The organism is Streptomyces umbrinus (assembly GCF_030817415.1).
Lineage (GTDB): Bacteria > Actinomycetota > Actinomycetes > Streptomycetales > Streptomycetaceae > Streptomyces > Streptomyces umbrinus_A.
The window spans coordinates 2182823-2202490 of the sequence record NZ_JAUSZI010000002.1; the positions used below are offsets into that span (position 1 = coordinate 2182823).

14 protein-coding genes are annotated in these 19668 nt (G+C 69.8%); 10 read left to right on the top strand and 4 right to left on the bottom strand.

From position 1 onward, the window contains the following. Window positions 1-284: 284 nt before the first annotated feature. Window positions 285-2390, top strand: a complete 2106-nt coding sequence (locus tag QF035_RS10310; RefSeq protein ID WP_307519766.1) for an MMPL family transporter — start codon at window positions 285-287, stop codon at window positions 2388-2390. 65 nt (window positions 2391-2455) lie between these two features. On the opposite strand, the gene QF035_RS10315 is transcribed toward QF035_RS10310, so the two are convergent. Then, on the bottom strand, window positions 2456-3502 hold the full coding sequence (locus tag QF035_RS10315) for a hypothetical protein (protein WP_307519768.1): 1047 nt from the start codon (window positions 3500-3502) through the stop codon (window positions 2456-2458). Between the two features lie 233 nt (window positions 3503-3735). On the opposite strand from QF035_RS10315, the gene QF035_RS10320 reads away from it, so the two are divergent. Together QF035_RS10320 and QF035_RS10325 are read left to right on the top strand one after the other, a co-directional pair. Continuing rightward, a complete protein-coding gene (locus tag QF035_RS10320; protein WP_307531027.1) occupies window positions 3736-4980 on the top strand; it encodes a L,D-transpeptidase in 1245 nt (414 codons plus the stop codon). Window positions 4981-5196: 216 nt separating this feature from the next. Beyond that, window positions 5197-6579, top strand: a complete 1383-nt coding sequence (locus QF035_RS10325) for a glycoside hydrolase family 16 protein (protein WP_307519769.1) — start codon at window positions 5197-5199, stop codon at window positions 6577-6579. A gap of 75 nt (window positions 6580-6654) precedes the next feature. On the opposite strand, the gene QF035_RS10330 is transcribed toward QF035_RS10325, so the two are convergent. Then, complete coding sequence (locus tag QF035_RS10330; protein WP_307519770.1) at window positions 6655-7596, bottom strand: helix-turn-helix transcriptional regulator; 942 nt, start codon at window positions 7594-7596, stop codon at window positions 6655-6657. A gap of 146 nt (window positions 7597-7742) precedes the next feature. On the opposite strand from QF035_RS10330, the gene tkt reads away from it, so the two are divergent. The 7 genes from tkt to QF035_RS10365 are packed head-to-tail and all read left to right on the top strand — an operon-like array spanning window position 7743 to window position 16718. Continuing rightward, window positions 7743-9818 carry a transketolase gene (gene tkt / locus QF035_RS10335; protein WP_307519772.1) on the top strand — a complete coding sequence of 692 codons (2076 nt, stop codon included), beginning with the start codon at window positions 7743-7745 and terminating at the stop codon, window positions 9816-9818. Window positions 9819-9837: 19 nt separating this feature from the next. Further along, window positions 9838-10980: a transaldolase gene (tal, locus tag QF035_RS10340; RefSeq protein WP_307519773.1), complete on the top strand. Its 1143-nt coding sequence runs from the start codon at window positions 9838-9840 to the stop codon at window positions 10978-10980. Further along, a complete protein-coding gene (gene zwf, locus QF035_RS10345) occupies window positions 10977-12644 on the top strand; it encodes a glucose-6-phosphate dehydrogenase (RefSeq protein ID WP_307519774.1) in 1668 nt (555 codons plus the stop codon). The genes tal and zwf overlap by 4 nt, the downstream gene beginning before the upstream one ends. Next, window positions 12641-13576, top strand: coding sequence for a glucose-6-phosphate dehydrogenase assembly protein OpcA (gene opcA / locus QF035_RS10350; protein WP_307519776.1), 936 nt, complete (start codon window positions 12641-12643; stop codon window positions 13574-13576). Before zwf ends, opcA begins: the two co-directional genes overlap by 4 nt. Continuing rightward, window positions 13569-15218, top strand: coding sequence for a glucose-6-phosphate isomerase (gene pgi, locus QF035_RS10355; RefSeq protein WP_307519778.1), 1650 nt, complete (start codon window positions 13569-13571; stop codon window positions 15216-15218). The genes opcA and pgi overlap by 8 nt, the downstream gene beginning before the upstream one ends. 15 nt (window positions 15219-15233) lie before the next feature. Then, window positions 15234-16112: a phosphogluconate dehydrogenase (NAD(+)-dependent, decarboxylating) gene (gnd, locus tag QF035_RS10360; protein WP_307531030.1), complete on the top strand. Its 879-nt coding sequence runs from the start codon at window positions 15234-15236 to the stop codon at window positions 16110-16112. 12 nt (window positions 16113-16124) lie between these two features. After that, a complete protein-coding gene (locus tag QF035_RS10365) occupies window positions 16125-16718 on the top strand; it encodes a histidine phosphatase family protein (RefSeq protein WP_307519780.1) in 594 nt (197 codons plus the stop codon). Between the two features lie 226 nt (window positions 16719-16944). On the opposite strand, the gene QF035_RS10370 is transcribed toward QF035_RS10365, so the two are convergent. Then, the gene (locus QF035_RS10370; RefSeq protein ID WP_307519781.1) at window positions 16945-17907 is read right to left on the bottom strand and encodes a hypothetical protein; all 963 of its coding nucleotides are present in this window, start codon (window positions 17905-17907) and stop codon (window positions 16945-16947) included. Between the two features lie 10 nt (window positions 17908-17917). Further along, window positions 17918-19399 (bottom strand): APC family permease, encoded by a 1482-nt coding sequence (locus QF035_RS10375; RefSeq protein WP_307519782.1) that lies wholly within the window; start codon window positions 19397-19399, stop codon window positions 17918-17920. Window positions 19400-19668 lie beyond the last annotated feature (269 nt).

The following is a 19668-nucleotide window of genomic DNA, read 5'->3' on the forward strand; positions in this document are numbered from 1 at the left end:
GGGGCGGTTCGTTGTCGGCCGCGGGCCGGTGGGGGTTGCTCGCGCAGTTCCCCGCGCCCCTCAAAAGCAGGGGCTGCGCCCCAGTTGCCTCAGGGGCGCGGGGAACTGCGCGACAAGCCCCCACCGGCCCGCAGCCGCGCATCCCCCGTACGGCGGAGCCGACCCACCCACTCACCCGCGCGAGGGATCCCCCGAAACCGCTCGCCTCGGCGATCCGGCGGCGGGGCGGGCCACGCGAGTCTGGGGCAACTCCTACAACCGCCGACCCCGCCGGGAGGCACCCCGTGCTCGACACCATCGCCAGGGCGTCAACTCGCCGCCCCCTGACCGTGATCGGCCTCTGGCTGCTCTTCCTGCTGCTCGGCTTCGGGCTCGGGACGGGCGTCTTCGGGCGGCTCAGCGACTCCGTGCCGGACGTGCCGGGCACCGAGTCGGACCGGGCGGCCGTACACCTCGACGGCATCGACCCCGTCGGCGAGTCGATCACCGGCGTGGTGGGCGGCACAGCGGTGTCCGATCCCGGGCTGCGCGCCCAGGTCGAGGGCGCCGTAGCCGACCTGCGCGACGCCGCCGGCATCGCGGCCGTGCCCGACCCGTACGACGCGCCCGGTCTCCTCGCGGAGGACGGGCAGGCCCTCGTCATCCCGGTGACGCTGAAGGGCGGCCTCGACGACGAGGCGGAGGAGAAGGTCCTGGACACGGCCAGTGACCGCATCCATGAGATCAAGGCGCCCGAAGTCCACGTCAGCGGCGGCCCGTTGCTCGGGCAGCAGCTCGGCGAGCGGGCCCAGGAGGACGTGGCGCGCGCCGAGATCATCTCGCTGCCGGTCGTTCTCGTCCTGCTGCTCGTCATCTTCGGCGGACTGCGCGCCGCAGGCCTCCCCCTGCTGGTCGCGGTCAGCGGGATCGCGGGCGCGTTCCTGGCGCTGTTCGGCTTCAGCCAGTTCACCGACATCTCCGTGTACGCGATCCAGGTGACGACGATGCTGGGCCTCGGACTCGCCGTGGACTACGCGCTGTTGATGGTGGTCCGCTTCCGCGAGGAACGCCGCACCACCGACGACGTGGTGGAGGCCGTGCACCGCACGGTGGCCCGCGCCGGACGCACGGTCCTCTTCTCCGGGCTGACCGTGGCCGTCAGCCTCACCGGTCTGCTGGTGTTCCCCAGCACGTTCCTGCGCAGCATGGGTCTGGCCGTGGCCGCCGTGGTGGTCGTCGACATGCTGGCCGCGCTCACCCTGCTGCCGGCGCTGCTGGCCCGCTTCGGCGGAAAGATCGCCCCGGCACGCACCAAGCCCGCCGGTGAGGAGGGCCGTGTCTTCGCCCGCCTCGCCCGGTTCGCCGCGGGCCGTCCGGTCGTCGTGACGGTGACCTCCGCCGTCGCCCTGCTCGTCCTCGCGCTGCCCGTCACCGGCATGAAGATCAACATCGGAGACGCCCAGCAGTTGCCGTCGAGCACGGAGGCACGCCAGTTGGACGACACGGTGGAGGCCCACTTCCCGCCGGGCACCGGAGTCTCCCCGGTGACCGTGGTCCTGAAGCCGGGCACCGATCCGGCGACGGCCGACCGGATCCGGGCGCTCTCGCCGGGCGCCGAGTCCCGTGACCTGCCGGGCGGCACGACGGTCCTGAGCCTGCGGCCGGGCGGCAGCGCCGACGGCAGGGCGGCGACCGACCTGGTCCAGCGCGTACGGGACATACGCGGCGACGAACCCGTCGAGGTCACCGGTGTCGGGGCCCGCCTCGTCGACTTCCGCGAGATGCTCGCCGACCGCGCGCCCTGGGCCGCCGTCACCGTCCTGGGCGGAATCTTCCTCCTGCTCTTCGCCTTCACCGGCTCGGTCCTGATCCCGCTGCGCACCATCGTCACCACGCTGCTCAGCCTGGGTGCCGCGCTCGGTGTGGTGGTCCGGGTGTTCCAGGACGGGCACCTGGCCGGCGTGCTGGGCTCCCAGGAACTCGGCGCGCTGAGCCTGACCGCACCTCCGCTGATCATCGCGATCGCGTTCGGGCTCGCCATGGACTACGAGCTGTTCATCCTCGCCCGGATGCGGGAGGCACGGCTGCAGAGCGGCGACGACCGCGAGGCCGTGGTGACCGGGCTGCGCCGCTCCGGACGCGTGGTCACCTGCGCCGCCCTGCTGCTCGCCGTCGTCTTCGGCGCCTTCATGACGGGCGGCTTCGCACCCATCCTGCAGATCGGCCTCGGGCTGACCCTCGCGGTGCTGATCGACGCGACCCTCGTACGGATGCTCCTCGTCCCGGCGACGATGGCACTGCTCGGGCGGCGCGCCTGGTGGGCGCCGGGATGGCTGCGGCGGGCCCACGACCGGTTCGGGCTGCACGAGGAGGCGCCGCCTGCCGCGCCCGAACTCACCAAGCAACACTGAACTCCCGTCCAGGTAGTGGACGTTGGCCCCGGTCTCCTCGGACCGGGGTTTCGTCGCCACCGTGGTCAGAACGGGCAGCCGTTACTGAGGTAGCGGCGGGTGACGGACGCCGTCGGGAGACGGGCACGGAACTCGTAGCACCACATGGCGCTCGCCGTGACCACCCGCGCGACGACGAGCACCTCGGTGGACGAACGCTCCACGCTCTCGGGCGCGACGACCGGGCCGGTGACCGACTCGCCGCTGGTGTCATCCGTTGTCGGGAGTGAGAGAGCCCGAGGCAGTTCCGTGTCGGTCAACCGGCCGTCGGCCATCGCGTTCTCCAGCCGTCGCTCGATCTTCTGGGCGCTCGCGTCGAGTTCGACGCGGCGGGCCTTCTCCGCCAGCGCGTCGCGCCCCCGCTGGAGGCGGTAACAGCCGTCCGGCTTCAGCTTCTTGGCGTCGACTGCGCCTGGCTCCGCTTTCGCCCGGAACTCGTAGCAGTCCTCACCCTGCGGTCCCGTTCCACCGGACAGCCAGACGAGGGCGACGAGTTGACCGTCCCTGATCTCGGTGTCCTCAACTTCGATGCCCTGGGTCTTCCAGACTTCGGCGGATCGGGCACCCTCCGGACCACCCTCCGCCACCGCCGTGCGCAGCTCGGCAGTGACGTCCTGAGCGACGGCAGCAGGCTCTCGGTAGGGTCTCCCCGACCGGAACCAGCATGCCTTGTCGGCCAGTTCACGTACGGAGACGGGCGGCGGGGTCGCAGCCGCGTTGATTTCGAAGCGATAGCAGCCTTGGGCTTGCGTGCCCCCGAACCCGACGTTCACCATCCCGGTGAACCGAGCCGTGACCGTCACCCGCCCGTCACGCCGCTCGATCGCCTCCCCCGTCTTCCCGATGTTCAGCACCGCACGCTGGATCTCCGTGTCCAGCAACTCGCCGTCGGCGGCCGCCTCCGCCAGACGGTCCCTTGCCCCCTCGGCGGACGCCGTGACGTGATCCCGAGCCTCGGCCCCGGCCTCCCTGCCGGTGTTCCAGAACGACACCATCGCGCCCACGACCAGCACGAGCGCGAGCACCAGCGCACCCAGGCACCCGTTGATCAGACATCCCCCGCGTCTCGCCATGCCCGCACACTCCCCGGGCCGGCGCCCCGGAGCACACCCCTTCTCCGACACGTGACCGAACAGGACCCGGACCGTGGCCCTCCCCCGGAAGCGCAAGCACCGTCAGCCGTCTCAGCCGCTCCCACCGTCTCCTCACAGCAATCTCAGCCAGGCCCCGCCCGATTCAAAGGCCCGCCCCATACAAGAGGCGCACGATGCAAGCGCACCAGTGGTCACAGCAGGAAGGCACCCCCGTGGGCGTCCCGCACATATCCAACGGGCCGGAGCAGCCGGAGACGTGGTCCCGGCGGGGCGTGCTCGCCGTCCTCGGGTTCGTACCGGCCGCCGTCCTGACGGGATGCACCGCCTCGGCGAACGCCTCCAGCGGGAGCACTCCCAAGGCGGCCGGGGCCACCGCCCCCACCCTCACCGTCACACCCACCGACGGCACCAGGAACGCCGCCTTCACCAGCCCCGTCGAGGTCACCGCCCAGACCGGCACGCTCTCCCGCGTCAAGGTGACCCGCGACGACGGCTCCGCTCTGCCCGGGACCTTCAACGGCGCCCGTACGCGATGGACGTCCACCCGCAACCCGTACTCCGGCACCGAGTACACGGTCACGGCAGTGGCACAGGGCAGCGCCGCGGAGACCATGACCTTCAGCACCCGAGCCCCCGCTGACACCTTCATCGGCTACTTCACCCCCGAGGCGGGCCTGACCTCCGGCGTCGGCATGCCCGTGTCGGTCAACTTCACGCACGCCGTGACGGACCGTGCCGCCGTCGAGAAGGCGATCACCGTGACCGCGGATCCGCAGGTGGAGGTGGTGGGGCACTGGTTCAGCGACACCCGGCTGGACTTCCGGCCCGAGGAGTACTGGGCAGCGGGCACGGAGATCACGCTCGGCCTGCGCCTGAAGGACGTCGAGGGCGCGGACGGCGTCCACGGCACCCAGTCCAAGGACGTCACCTTCCACATCGGCCGCGAGCAGATCAGTACGGTCGACCTGGCGAAGAAGACGATGACGGTACGGCGGGACGGGCGGACCCTCGCCACGTATCCCGTGTCCGGCGGGGACGCCGAGCACACCACCTGGTCCGGGATCATGGTGATCAGCGAGCGGTTCAAGGAGACGCGGATGGAGTCGTCCACGGTCGGGCTCGGCGACGAGTACGACATCGACGACGTGCCGCACGCGCAGCGCCTCACCACGTCGGGCACGTTCATCCACGGCAACCACTGGGCGTCGGCGTCGATCTTCGGCAGCAGCAACACCAGCCACGGGTGCATCGGACTGCGTGACACGAAAGGCGCGGACGACACGTCGACGCCGGGCTACGCGTTCTACAAGAGTTCCATGCTCGGCGACGTGGTCGTGGTCGAGAACCCGGGCGGGAACACGGGCGGGGAGACGGGCGAGGACACGGTCGATCCGGCCAACGGCCTCAACGGCTGGAACCTGTCGTGGACGGACTGGCGGGCGGGGAGCGCTCTCTGACACCGCGTCCGATCCGTCCCCTCCTTCACGGTGTGAACTCCCCTGCCCTCTGAGGGCTTTCTCTGCTTTATCTCTTGACGACCGGAGTGCCGAAGAGCACATTGGCCGCGCGGCCGCGTTGAGAGCGCTCTCACATGCTCCCACGCACCCCCGAACCATCTCGGAATCACCCCCGAACCACCCGCGCACCCCCACTCCGTACCCGAAGAGGCACCCATGAGGGAAACTTCAGGCACACCCGTCAGACGCGGTCCACTCCGGCGCACGCTCATCGCACTGGTCAGCGTGTTGAGCCTGGCGGCGGCCGGGGCATCGGCAGCAGAGGCGGACGCGCCCGCGCCGCCCACCGGCTGGACCCAGGTCTTCGTCGACGACTTCAACGGCACGGCGGGCACCGGCGTCAACACCTCGAACTGGCAGTACGCGACCGGCCACGGCTACCCGGGCGGGCCCGCCAACTGGGGCACGGGCGAGATCGAGAACATGACGTCCAGCACCAACAACGTGGCACTGGACGGCGCCGGGAACCTCCGGATCACCCCGCGCCGCGACGCCGCGGGCAACTGGACCTCGGGACGCATCGAGACCAACCGCACCGACTTCCAGCCGCCCGCCGGTGGCAAGCTGCGCGTCCAGTCCCGTATCCAGATGCCGAACGTGACGGGCGCCGCCGCCCGCGGCTACTGGCCGGCGTTCTGGATGCTGGGCGCGCCCTACCGCGGCAACTACCAGAACTGGCCGAGCGTCGGCGAGCTGGACATCCTGGAGAACGTCCAGGGTCTCAACACCGTGTGGGCCACGATGCACTGCGGCACCAACCCGGGCGGCCCCTGCAACGAGACGACCGGCCTCGGCGGCTCCACCGCCTGCCCGGGCGCGACCTGCCAGGCCGGCTTCCACACGTACGGCATGGAGTGGGACCGGTCGACGAGCCCGGAGGAGATCCGCTTCTACGTCGACGGCATCAACTACCACACCGTACGGGCGAACCAGGTCGACGCGACGACCTGGTCGAACGCCACGAACCACGGTTTCTTCATCATCCTGAACGTGGCGATGGGCGGCGGTTTCGTGGACGCCTTCGGCGGCGGTCCGGACGGCGCCACCGTGCCCGGCAACCCACTCGTCGTCGACTACGTCCAGGTGCTGCAGTCCGCGGGCGGCACCACGCCTCCGCCGACCGGCAACCGTGACGCGTACAGCGCGATCCAGGCCGAGTCGTTCGACGGTCAGAGCGGCACGATCACCGAGACCACGACCGACTCCGGCGGCGGCCAGAACATCGGCGCACTCGCCAACGGCGACTGGGCCCTCTTCCGAGGCGTCAACTTCGGCTCCACGGCGGCCAGGCAGTTCAGCGCCCGGGTCGCGAGCGGTGTGGGGGGCGGGGCCAGTGGCCTGGTCGAGGTCCGCCTCGACAGCCGAACGAACGCACCGATCGGCACCTTCGCGCTCGCCAACACCGGCGGGTGGCAGAGCTGGCGGACGGTCCCGACGAACATCAGCAGCGTCACCGGAACGCACGACGTCTATCTGACCTTCACGAGCGGCCAGTCGGCGGACTTCGTGAACGTGAACTGGTTCAACTTCGCCCGCTGAGAGCCGAGTCGGCGAGGAGGGGGCGGGCCCGACAGGCCCGCCCCCTCCTTCGATTCCTTCAACTCCTCTGTTGCCTCAGTGCAGTTCCGCCCGGAACGCCGCCGGCGCCACCCCGGTGTGCTGGTGGAAGAACTTGGTGAAGTTGGCCGCGTCGGGGAAGCCCACCGAGACCCCGATGCGGCCGATCGGCATGTCCGTGTGGGCGAGGAGCCGCTTGGCCTCCAGGACGACCCGCTTGTCGATGAAGCCCTTCGGGGTCTCGCCCGTCGCGGCGCGGACGGCCCGGACGAGGGTGCGGCGGGAGTAGCCGAGGGTGTCGGCGTACGCGCTGACGCTGTGGTTGGTGGCGAAGCCCTTCTCGACCGCCTCGCGGAAGCGGGTGAAGGTGGTGTCCGCCTGGTCGCGTGCCGCGTCGGCGGAGCTGGCCGCGAGGTGGGCCAGGCGGAGCAGGAACGCGGTCAGGGAGTGCCGCAGCACAGAGGTGTGCAGGGTGAGCGGCAGCGTGGTCGTGTCGACGTACTCGCGTTCCAGTTGGGCGAGGCCGGCCCTCAGTCCTGCGAGCTGGGCCGGATCGGGCCTCAGCAGGGGCGGCAGGTCGTAGCGGTAGAGGCCGGTCGACTCGACCGTGGCACGGGGCAGGAAGCCCGGCTGCATGATCAGGACCGTTCCGCGGTAGGCCTCCGTGCTGGAGAAGCGGTGGACCTGGCCGGGGCGTATCCACAGGAGCTCACCGGCCAGGACCTCGTACTCGGTGAAGTCGACCATGTGCCGGACCGGGCCGTCCCCGAAGAGCATGACCACGTGGAAGTCGATGCGGTGGACGCGCTCGATCGCCTCGTTCGCGTGCCAGGTCCGGCCTGGCTCCATCGGACCGACCTGCATGCCGACTCCGCAGACGCTCAGGTCGACGGGAAAGGGAAAGGTTCTGATCCCGTCGCCGCCGTCACCGTCTCGGCCATCGACGTCACGGCCGCCACCTTCACGGCCGCCACCGCCTTGGGTGCTTCTGTCCGCCATGTCCCTCTCGCGTCGGCTCGGTCCCGCAGTCGTTGTCCCACTTTCACCAAAGGCTGACACAGGGCCACCTTCCCCGGCAAAAGTCTGACTTTTAAGTTTGAACGCAACCGAGCAGTTACTGGGCTTCTACCGAGGATTTCTTGAAGATGAGCACGCAGACACCTGACAGCTTTGAGTGGACCGATCTGGACCGGCGAGCCGTCGACACGGCCCGTCTGCTTGCGGCGGATGCCGTGCAGAAGGTCGGGAACGGTCATCCCGGAACCGCGATGAGCCTCGCCCCGGCGGCATACACCCTCTTTCAGAAGGTGATGCGACACGATCCCGCGGATCCCGAGTGGACCGGTCGCGACCGCTTCGTCCTCTCCCCCGGCCACACCTCGCTGACCCTCTACACCCAGCTCTTCCTCTCCGGGTACGAGCTGGAGCTGGACGACCTCAAGGCGTTCCGCACGCACGGCTCGAAGACGCCCGGGCACCCGGAGTACGGGCACACGGCCGGGGTCGAGACGACCACGGGCCCCCTCGGCCAGGGCGTCGCCAACGCGGTGGGCATGGCGATGGCCGCCCGCTTCGAGCGCGGCCTGTTCGACCCCGAGGCCCCCGAGGGCGAGTCCCCCTTCGACCACACCGTCTGGGCGATCGTCTCCGACGGCGACCTGGAGGAGGGCATCTCCGCCGAGGCGTCCTCGCTCGCCGGCCACCAGAAGCTCGGCAACCTCGTCTTCGTCTACGACGACAACCACATCTCCATCGAGGGCGACACCGCCACCGCCTTCTCCGAGGACGTACTGAAGCGGTACGAGGCGTACGGCTGGCACGTGCAGCGGATCGAGCCCGCGCTCGGCGGCGACATCGACCCGCAGGCGCTCCACGAGGCCCTCACCGCGGCGAAGGCCGAGACCGGGCGCCCCTCGATCATCGCGATGCGCACGATCATCGCCTGGCCCGCCCCGAACGCCCAGAACACCGAGGCCTCGCACGGCTCGGCGCTCGGGCCCGAGGAGATCGCGGCCACCAAGCGCCTCCTCGGCTTCGACCCGGAGCGGACCTTCGAGGTCGCCGACGAGGTCCTGGACCACGCCCGGAAGGCCCTCGACCGGGGCGCCGAGGCGCACGCCGCCTGGAACAAGCAGCTGGCCGAGTGGCGCACCGCGCAGCCCGCGCGCGCCAAGCTCTTCGACCGGATCGTGGCAGGTCAGCTCCCCGAGGGCTGGGAGTCCGCGCTCCCGGCGTTCGAGGCGGGCACATCCGTCGCGACCCGTGCCGCGTCCGGCAAGGTTCTCCAGGCGCTCGGCGATGTGCTCCCCGAGCTGTGGGGCGGCTCCGCCGACCTCGCCGGCTCGAACAACACGACCATCGACAAGACCTCGTCCTTCCTCCCGAAGGGCAACCCGCTGCCGGAGGCCGACCCGTACGGCCGAACCGTCCACTTCGGAATCCGTGAGCACTCGATGGCCGCGGAGATGAACGGCATCGCGCTGCACGGCAACACCCGGATCTACGGCGGCACGTTCCTCGTCTTCTCCGACTACATGCGCAACGCCGTCCGTCTGTCGGCCCTCATGCAGCTGCCGGTGACGTACGTCTGGACGCACGACTCCATCGGCCTCGGCGAGGACGGCCCGACCCACCAGCCGGTCGAGCACCTCGCCTCACTCCGCGCCATCCCGGGCCTGAACATCGTGCGTCCCGCCGACGCCAACGAGACGTCGATCGCCTGGGCCGAGATCCTCAAGCGGCACGCCACCAACCCGGCGCCGCACGGCCTCGCCCTCACCCGTCAGGGCGTGCCGACGTACGAGGCCAACCCCGAGGCGGCGAAGGGTGGTTACGTCCTGCGCGACTCCTCCACCGGGACCCCGGACGTGATCCTCATCGCGACCGGTTCCGAGGTGCAGCTCGCCGTCGCCGCGCGCGAGCAGTTGGAGGCCGAGGGCGTCGGAACGCGCGTGGTGTCGATGCCGTCCGTCGAGTGGTTCGAGGAGCAGACGCCGGAGTACCGCGCGAGCGTGCTTCCGCCGTCCGTGAAGGCTCGCGTGGCGGTCGAGGCGGGCATCGGCCTGACCTGGTACCGGTACGTCGGTGACCACGGACGCATCGTCTCCCTCGAACACTTCGGCGCCTCCGCCGACGCCAGGACCCTGTTCGCCGAGTTCGGCTTCACCCCCGAGAACGTGGCCTCCGCCGCCCGGGAATCCCAGGCAGCCGTCCGCGGTTGATCCGTTCGCACGAAGGAAGATGATCACTGTGACCGAAGCAACCGCAACCGCGGAAACCCTCAAGAACCTCTCCGCCGAAGGCGTCTCCATCTGGCTGGACGACCTCTCGCGCAAGCGGATCACGTCCGGCAACCTCGCCGAGCTCATCGAGAACAGGCACGTGGTGGGCGTCACCACCAACCCGTCCATCTTCCAGGCCGCCATCGGCTCCGGTGAGGGGTACGAGGAGCAGCTCGCCGACCTCGCCACGCGCGGCGTGACGGTCGACGAGGCCGTACGGATGATGACCACCGCCGACGTCCGTGCCGCCGCCGACATCCTGCGTCCGGTGTACGACGCGACCGGCGGCCGGGACGGCCGGGTCTCCATCGAGGTCGACCCACGCCTCGCCCACGACACGACGGCGACGGTCGCCGAGGCCAAGCAGCTCGCCTGGCTGGTCGACCGCCCGAACGTGATGATCAAGATCCCGGCGACGAAGGCCGGCCTCCCCGCGATCACCGAGGTCATCGGCCGCGGGATCAGCGTCAACGTCACGCTGATCTTCTCGCTGGAGCGCTACCGCGAGGTGATGGACGCCTACCTGGCCGGTCTGGAGAAGGCACGGGCCGCGGGCCTCGACCTCTCCGCCATTCACTCCGTGGCCTCCTTCTTCGTCTCCCGCGTCGACAGCGAGATCGACAAGCGGCTGGCGAAGACCGGCACGGACGAGGCCCTCGCGCTCAAGGGCAGGGCGGCACTCGCCAACGCGCGGCTCGCGTACGAGGCGTACGAGGATGTCTTCTCCTCGGACCGCTGGACCGCCCTCGGCGGAAGCACCAACAAGCAGCGTCCGCTGTGGGCCTCGACCGGCGTCAAGGACCCGGCCTACAAGGACACGCTGTACGTCGACGAGCTGGTCGCGCCCGGCACGGTCAACACCATGCCGGAGGCCACGCTCGACGCCACCGCCGACCACGGCGAGATCCGCGGCGACACGGTGACCGGCGGCTACGCCCAGGCCCGCGCCGACCTGGAGGCCGTCGAGAAGCAGGGCATCTCGTACGACGAGGTCGTACGACAGCTGGAGGACGAGGGCGTCGCCAAGTTCGAGGCCGCCTGGGGCGAGCTGCTCGACGCGGTCGCCGTCTCACTGAGCCGCAAGGGAGTTGACGGAGAATGAGCGACAAGCTTCCCGAGGGAGCCCCGGCGAAGGCATCCGGGGCGGCACCGGCCGCGACCGACGCCGGGAAACCGGAGGCGCCGGACGCCACCGCCGCCGACCTCGGGCCCGAGTCCCTCGCCCAGGCGCTGGACCTCGCGTCCGACTGGGACAACCCCCTGCGCCACCCCGGCGACCGCCGTCTCCCGAAGATCGCCGGCCCGTCCGGTCTGGTCATCTTCGGTGTCACGGGCGACCTGGCCCGCAAGAAGCTGATGCCGGCCGTCTACGACCTGGCCAACCGCGGGCTGCTCCCGCCGGGCTTCTCCCTCGTCGGCTTCGCCCGGCGCGACTGGGAGGACGAGGACTTCGCCCAGATCGTCCACGACTCGGTGCGCGAACACGCCCGTACGGAGTTCCGCGAGGAGGTCTGGCAGCAGCTCGCCGAGGGCATGCGGTTCATCCCGGGCGACTTCGGCGACGATCAGGCCTTCAAGCAACTGCGCGAAGCCGTCGAGGAGTTGGACGCCTCCCGGGGCACCAGCGGCAACTACGCCTTCTACCTCTCCGTACCGCCGAAGTTCTTCCCGAAGGTCGTCAAGCAGCTCAAGAAGCACGGGCTGGCCGACGCCCCGGCGGGTTCCTGGCGGCGCGCGGTGATCGAGAAGCCGTTCGGCCACAACCTCAAGAGCGCCCGTGAGCTGAACAAGGTCCTGCACGACGTGTTCGACCCGGAGCAGGTCTTCCGGATCGACCACTACCTCGGCAAGGAGACCGTCCAGAACATCCTGGCGCTCCGCTTCGCCAACCAGATGTACGAGCCCGTCTGGAACCGGTCGTACGTGGACCACGTACAGATCACGATGGCCGAGGACATCGGCATCGGCGGCCGTGCGGGCTACTACGACGGCATCGGCTCGGCCCGTGACGTCATCCAGAACCACCTGCTCCAGCTGATGGCGCTGACCGCGATGGAGGAACCCATCGCCTTCGACGCCGACTCGCTGCTCACCGAGAAGCTCAAGGTCCTCAAGTCGGTGCGGCTGCCGGAGGACCTGGGCGAGCACACCGTTCGCGGACAGTACGCGGAGGGCTGGCAGGGCGGCGCGAAGGTGCCCGGCTACCTCGAAGAAGAGGGCATCGACCCCGCGTCGAAGACCGACACGTACGCGGCCGTCAAGCTGGAGGTCGACAACCGCCGCTGGGCGGGCGTCCCCTTCTACCTGCGGACCGGCAAGCGGCTCGGCCGGCGGGTCACGGAGATCGCGGTCGTCTTCCAGCGCGCCCCGCACTCCCCGTTCGACTCGACGGCCACGGAGGAACTCGGCGCCAACGCCATCGTCTTCCGCGTCCAGCCCGACGAGGGCATGACGGTGCGCTTCGGATCGAAGGTGCCGGGTACGTCGATGGAGATCCGGGACGTGTCCATGGACTTCGCCTACGGCGAGTCGTTCACGGAGTCCAGCCCGGAGGCGTACGAACGGCTGATCCTGGATGTCCTGCTCGGCGACGCCAATCTCTTCCCCCGACACCAGGAGGTGGAAGAGTCCTGGAAGATCCTCGATCCGATCGAGGAGTACTGGGACAAGCACGGCAGGCCCGCGCAGTACGCCTCGGGCAGCTGGGGTCCCGGGGAAGCCGACGAGATGCTCGCACGAGACGGACGGAGCTGGCGCAGGCCATGAAGATCGACCTGACCGACACCACGGCAAGCAAGATCAACAAGGCCCTAGTGGAGGGCCGCCGCGCCATCGGCACGCCTGCCGTGGGCATGGTCCTGACGATGGTCATCGTCACGGACGAGGAGAACGCCTACGACTCGATCAAGGCGGCCGAGGAGGCCTCGCACGAGCACCCCTCGCGCACCCTGGTCGTCATCAAGCGGCACGTCCGCACCCCGCGCGACCGCACGAACTCGCACCTCGACGCCGACGTCCGGGTGGGCGCCGACGCGGGCACCGGCGAGACGGTCGTGCTGCGGCTGTACGGCGAGGTGTCCGAGCACGCCGACTCGGTGGTCCTGCCGCTGCTGCTGCCGGACGCACCGGTCGTCGTGTGGTGGCCGGTGGACGCGCCCGAGGTCCCGGCCAAGGACCCGCTGGGCGCCCTCGCACAGCGCCGGATCACCGACATGTACGCGGTCGAGGCGCCACTCGCGGCCCTGGAGGCCCGTGCCGCCTCGTACGCGCCGGGCGACACCGACCTGGCCTGGACCCGGCTGACTCCGTGGCGTTCCATGCTCGCGGCCGCCCTGGACCAGGCCCGCACGAAGGTCACCTCGGCCGCGGTGGAGAGCGAGGCCGAGAACCCGAGCGCCGAACTGCTGGCCCGCTGGCTGGAGGCCCGCCTCCAGGTCCAGGTCGAGCGTGTCGTGACCGCGGGGCCGGTCGTCACCGCCGTCCGGCTCGGCACCAAGAACGGCGAGATCGTCATCGACCGTCCCGAGGGTCCCCTCGCGACGCTGTCGCTGCCGGGCCAGCCCTCGCGCACCCTCGCGCTGAAGGTCCGCAGCACCTCCGAGCTGATCGCCGAGGAGCTGCGGCGCCTGGACGCGGACGAGATGTACGCCGTCGCCCTGCGCGGTGACGACACCGGAGGGGAGGAGAGCCGTGCCTGACACACCCAGGCTCACCCGCCGCCCCGAGTGGACGGCACTGGAGGACCACCGCGCCGGCCCGCTCCTCCATCCGCAGCTGCGCGAGCTGTTCGCCACGGACCCGGAGCGCGCCGAACGCTACACCGTGCGGGTCGGTGACCTGCGCATCGACTACTCCAAGCACCTGATCACCGACGAGACGCTCGCGCTGCTCCAGGAACTCGCCACCGCCACCGACGTGTTCGGGCTGCGGGACGCGATGTTCCGCGGCGAGCGGATCAACGTCACCGAGGGGCGGGCTGTGCTGCACACCGCGCTGCGCGCCCCGCTCGACGCGGTCGTCGAGGTCTCCGGCGAGAACGTCGTGCCGAAGGTGCACGCCGTGCTCGACAAGATGGCCGACTTCGCCGAGCAGGTCCGCTCCGGCAAGTGGACCGGCCACACCGGCAGGCGCATCCGCAACGTCGTCAACATCGGCATCGGCGGCTCTGACCTCGGTCCGGCGATGGCGTACGAGGCGCTGCGCGCCTTCACCGACCGCGATCTGACGGTCCGCTTCGTGTCGAACGTGGACGGGGCCGACCTGCACGAGGCGGTGCGGGGCCTGGATCCCGCTGAGACGCTGTTCGTCGTCGCCTCGAAGACCTTCACCACCATCGAGACGATCACCAACGCGACCTCGGCACGGTCCTGGCTCCTTGCCGGTCTCGGCGGTGAGTCCGAGGCCGTGGCCAGGCACTTCGTGGCGCTGTCCACGAACGTCGAGAAGGTCGCGGACTTCGGTATCGACACGGCCAACATGTTCGAGTTCTGGGACTGGGTCGGCGGCCGCTACTCGTTCGACTCGGCGATCGGTCTGTCGCTGATGATCGCGATCGGCCCGGACCGCTTCCGGGAGATGCTCGACGGGTTCAGGATCGTCGACGAACACTTCCGTACGGCTCATGCCGAGGCCAACGCGCCTTTGCTGCTGGGCCTGTTGGGCGTCTGGTACGGCGACTTCTTCGGCGCCCAGTCGCATGCGGTGCTGCCGTACTCGCACTACCTGTCCAAGTTCACCGCGTACCTCCAGCAGCTCGACATGGAGTCCAACGGCAAGTCGGTGGACCGCGAGGGAAACCCGGTCGAGTGGCAGACCGGGCCCGTCGTGTGGGGCACGCCCGGCACCAACGGCCAGCACGCGTACTACCAGTTGCTCCACCAGGGCACGAAGACGATCCCGGCCGACCTCATCGGCTTCGTCAACCCGGTCGACGACCTGGGCGCCGAACTCGCCGCCCAGCACGACCTGTTGATGGCGAACCTCTTCGCCCAGGGCCAGGCGCTCGCGTTCGGCAAGACCGCCGACGAGGTACGCGCCGAGGGGGTGCCCGAGGAGCAGGTCCCGCACCGCACGTTCCGCGGCAACCACCCCACGACCACGATCCTGGCCGCCGAGCTGACCCCGTCCGTCCTCGGTCAACTGATCGCCCTCTACGAGCACAAGGTGTTCGTCCAGGGTGCGATCTGGAACATCGACTCCTTCGACCAGTGGGGCGTCGAGCTCGGCAAGGTCCTCGCCAGGCGCGTCGAACCCGCCCTCACCGAGGGCGCCGACGTCCCCGGTCTCGATCCCTCCACCGCCGCCCTCGTGGCCACGTACCGCACCCTGCGAAAGAAGTGAACTGACATGACTGCGATGCAGCTCGGGCTCATCGGCCTCGGCAAGATGGGCGGCAACATGCGCGAGCGGATCCGCCGCGCGGGCCACACCGTGATCGGCTACGACCGCAACCCGGACCTCGCCGACGTCAACAGCCTGACCGAACTGGTGGGCAAGCTCGAAGGCCCGCGTGTGGTGTGGGTGATGGTCCCGGCCGGCGCCGCCACCCAGGGCGTCATCGACGAGCTCGGTGACCTGCTGGAGCCGGGCGACACCGTCGTCGACGGCGGCAACTCCCGCTGGACGGACGACGAGAAGCACGCCGAGGAGCTGGCGGCCAAGGGCATCGGCTTCGTGGACGCCGGTGTCTCGGGCGGCGTCTGGGGCCTGCAGAACGGCTACGCCCTGATGGTCGGCGGCGACGCCGAGCACATCGCCAAGGTCCAGCCGATCTTCGACGCGCTCAAGCCGGAGGGCGAGGCCGGTTTCGTCCACGCGGGCAAGGTGGGCGCCGGCCACTTCTCGAAGATGGTCCACAACGGCATCGAGTACGCCATGATGCAGGCCTATGCCGAGGGCTGGGAGCTCCTCGAAGCGGTCCACTCCGTCACGGATGTGCGCGAGGTGTTCCGCTCCTGGCAGGAGGGCACGGTCATCCGTTCCTGGCTGCTCGACCTGGCGGTCAACGCGCTGGACGAGGACGAGCACCTGCAGCAGCTCCGCGGTTACGCGGAGGACTCCGGCGAGGGCCGGTGGACCGTCGAGGCGGCCATCGACAACTCCGTGCCGCTGCCCGCCATCACGGCCTCCCTCTTCGCGCGGTTCTCGTCCCGGCAGGACGATTCGCCGCAGATGAAGATGGTCGCGGCGCTGCGCAACCAGTTCGGCGGCCACGCCGTCGAGTCCGCGAAGTAGGAGTCGGTGGTCATGGGCGACCTCCTTCTCGTCCGGCACGGCGAGACCGAGTGGAGCAGGTCGGGCCGGCACACCAGCTGGACCGATCTGCCCCTCACCCCGCGTGGTGAGGAACAGGCCAAGTCCCTCCTCCCGCTGTTCGCCGGGCGGAACTTCGCGCTCGTACTCACCAGTCCGCTGGGGCGGGCGATACGGACCGCGGAGCTGGCGGGGCTGACCGGGGCGGTGTCCGATGCGGACATGCACGAGTGGGACTACGGGGCGTACGAAGGTATTGCCACCGTCGACATCCACCGCACTCGTCCGGACTGGTACTTGTGGAACGACGGGGTGCCGGCCGGGCCGGACGGGCATCCGGGCGAGTCCCCCGCCGAGGTGGGTGAGCGGGCCGATCGTGTCCTGGCGCGGGCGGAGAAGGCGCTCGGGGATGGTGACGTGGTGCTTGTCGCGCACGCCCACTTCTTGCGTGTGCTGACCGCTCGACGCCTCGGTCTTTCCGCTGCGGACGGCCGGCTGTTCCAGCTCGGCACCGGCACGCTGAGTCGGCTCTCGACGGAGCACGACCGTCCGGTCATCAGCGAGTGGAACACCCTGCCGCCGGGGTAGTTTCCCTCGCCCCCGCCGCCCCTACCCTCCCCCACTCTCGGCTTCGCTCGAGCGGGGGGACCCCCCATCGTCCTTCTGGGGCTCCGCCCCAGAAGGACGATGGGTTTGTTGTCGGGTGCGGGTCCGGTTGTGGCTTGTCGCGCAGTTCCCCGCGCCCCTAAAAACCTAGGGGCGCGGGGAACTGTGCGGTCTTTTGGGGGTTCGGGGGCGAAATACCCGTGACGGCTCACGCGCGGTGCTTCGGGTTGTTGTGCCACTTGGTGAGCTGTTTCTCCGGGTCGCCCGTGTAGGACCACGGCGTACGCGTGGCGCGTCGGCCGAGGAGGCGGAACAGCGAGGCGGTGATGTCCGGCACCCCGGCATGACACGCGGCATGCGTGAGGTGGTTGAGCTGGTGGACTTCCCCCGGCTCGACGGGAGCATCGGCACGACCCGTGATCCACCGCTGCCAGGTACGCCGCACATCACTGACGGCCCCGTCGTTGTTCCAGTGCTGACTGACCCCGGTCAGAGACCCCTGCTGCCCCTTCGCCCCCTCCAGGATGTACCGGAACTCCTCCACCCGGGCGTACTGCACGAGCACCGGCAACGCACACCCCGGCGGCGCCACCCCGGCCGCGTCCCGGGCGAAGTCGTACATCAGACCGTGCGTACCGTGCCACCGCGCCGAGTAGTAGTGCAGCACCTGGAGATGGCCCTCGACGCTGTACGGGTCGCGCGCGTGCAACTCGTCCCACCAGCGCCCCAGTTCCTGGCGGCGTACCCCGGTGGGATAGAGCCGCGCGACGGCGATGAGCGAGATCCAGGGTGTGGGGTCGTCGACGTACGACTCGGCGGCCTGGAGGCAGGCCATGACCGCGGCGTCGACGCGGTTCTGGTCGATGGGAACGCCCCGGCCCGCGGCGATGGCCAGGTTGAAGGCCCGTGCCGTCTCGGTCGCGGCCCGCAGCACCAGCGCGTCACCGCTGTGGGGCTCGGCGGCCAGCCAGGACTCGGCCGTCGAGGTGCTCGCGCAGGCCTGCGCGAGCAGCCGCATCCGGTGGCCCCTCGCAAGCCACGCGGGGCCGGTGGTCCTCAGCAGCTCCCGCAGACCCTGCCAGCGGCCGATGACGATGTCTTGTTTGGCGGAGGTGAGGGGCGCGTCCCCGCAGTCAGGGTCGAATTCGGGCTTGAAGCGGTCTCTCGCCATCGGGGCCCTCTCAGAAGTCGGTGGGGAGACCCTCGTGGACGCGGGAACGTTCCGCCTCCGCGGCGGTGTAGCCGTCGGGAATGTACTCCGTCTCCACGACATCGCTGGCGTCCAGGCTCGCCGGCCGGTAGTAGTCGCTGCCCTGGCGCCAGTACCAGAGCATGGGGACGAGTCCGACGGCCAGGCCGCCGATGCCGATGGCGATCGAGGCGTTGCTCAGATCGCTCAGTGACTCGATGAAGATCCAGAACATGAACAGGGCGCCGAGGAACGGCCACAGCCCGCCGAAGAGGAAGTTGGACGGGGACTTCAGCAGCATCTTGCGGTAGGCGACGACGACCGCCAGACCCGCGAGTCCGTAGTACACGGCGATCTGGAGGCCGATCGCGGCGATGGCGTTCTCCAGGATGTCGCCGACGCTGCCGAGGGCGTTGGACGCCACGAGCATCAGCAGCGCCACCGTGCCGACCACGATGATGGCGACGTACGGGGTGTTCCAGGTGCGGTGCACCTTGCCCAGGGCACTGGGCATCGTGTGGTCGCGGCCCATCGCGAACAGCGAGCGCGTGACCTGGATGAGCGTGGTCTCCAGGGTGGCGATGGTGGACAGCATCACGGAGACGATCAGCAGCTTGCCGCCCCAGCCCGGCCAGATCTCCTCACCGAGCACCGCGAGGACGTTGGCGTCGTTCTCCTGGATCTGCTGCGAGGAGAGGATGACGTTCACCGCGATGGTGAAGGCCTCGAAGAGGAGGAAGACGATGCCCACACCGATCAGGCCCGCGAGGCCCGTGGTGCGGCGGCTGTCCTTGGTCTCCTCGCTGAGGTTGGAGGTGACGTCCCAGCCCCAGTAGTAGAAGGCGGCGATGAGGGCGCCGGACGCGAAACCGCTCACCCCGTCGAAGTGGCTGAAGCCGAGCCAGGACCAGTCGAAGGGCCTGGCGTTGTCGTTGTGGAGCACGGCGCCCACGGCGAAGAGCACCAGGATGGCGAGCTCGACACCGGACATGATCAGCTGGGCGCGGACGGTGAGCCGGGCGCCGCCCAGCACGACGAGCAGCATGGCGACGAACCAGGCCGCGCCGACCAGGGTGGACAGGGCCGTGTTGTCCGCGAGCCCCTCGTCGAAGAGGGACAGCGTCATCGAACCGGCGGGCAGCGAACCGGCGACCATGAAGATGGTGGCCGAGATGACCAGCGCCCAGCCGCTGATGAAGCCGAGGAAGGGGTGGAGCGTGCGGCCGACCCAGGAGTAGCTGGCGCCCGCATTGGTGTCGATCCGACTGAGATAGCTGAAGGCCAGGGCTATGCCGAGCATGGGTATCGCGCAGTACAGCAGCGCGGCGGGGCTGGCCAGGCCCACCGCGCCGACGAGGACCGCGGTGGTCGCGGCGAGCGAGTACGCCGGGGCACTGCCGGCGATCGCCATCACGACCGTGTCGAACGTGCCGAGGACATTGGCCTGGAGCCCTCTGCCCTTGTTGTTGCCCATGGATGCGCTGCTTTCCGTCCTGCACGAAGTGCGTGCGGGCATGCCCGCACGCGCCAGGTGTAAGTGGGAGATGTGGCCGATTCCGTGCAGCCGTGGTGGTGGTCGGCGGACGGTCGCTCCGTAGTGGAGTGATGATAGCGGCGGCTCTTGAGGTTTCAATGTCAACTCGTGGGTAATGTCCACCTCCTTGCACACCCTTGATCCTCGGTGTTATGGCATGCCGCAGGCCGGGCCCCGCAATCGGGCCCGGCCTGGCGGAGGTTGAGAAT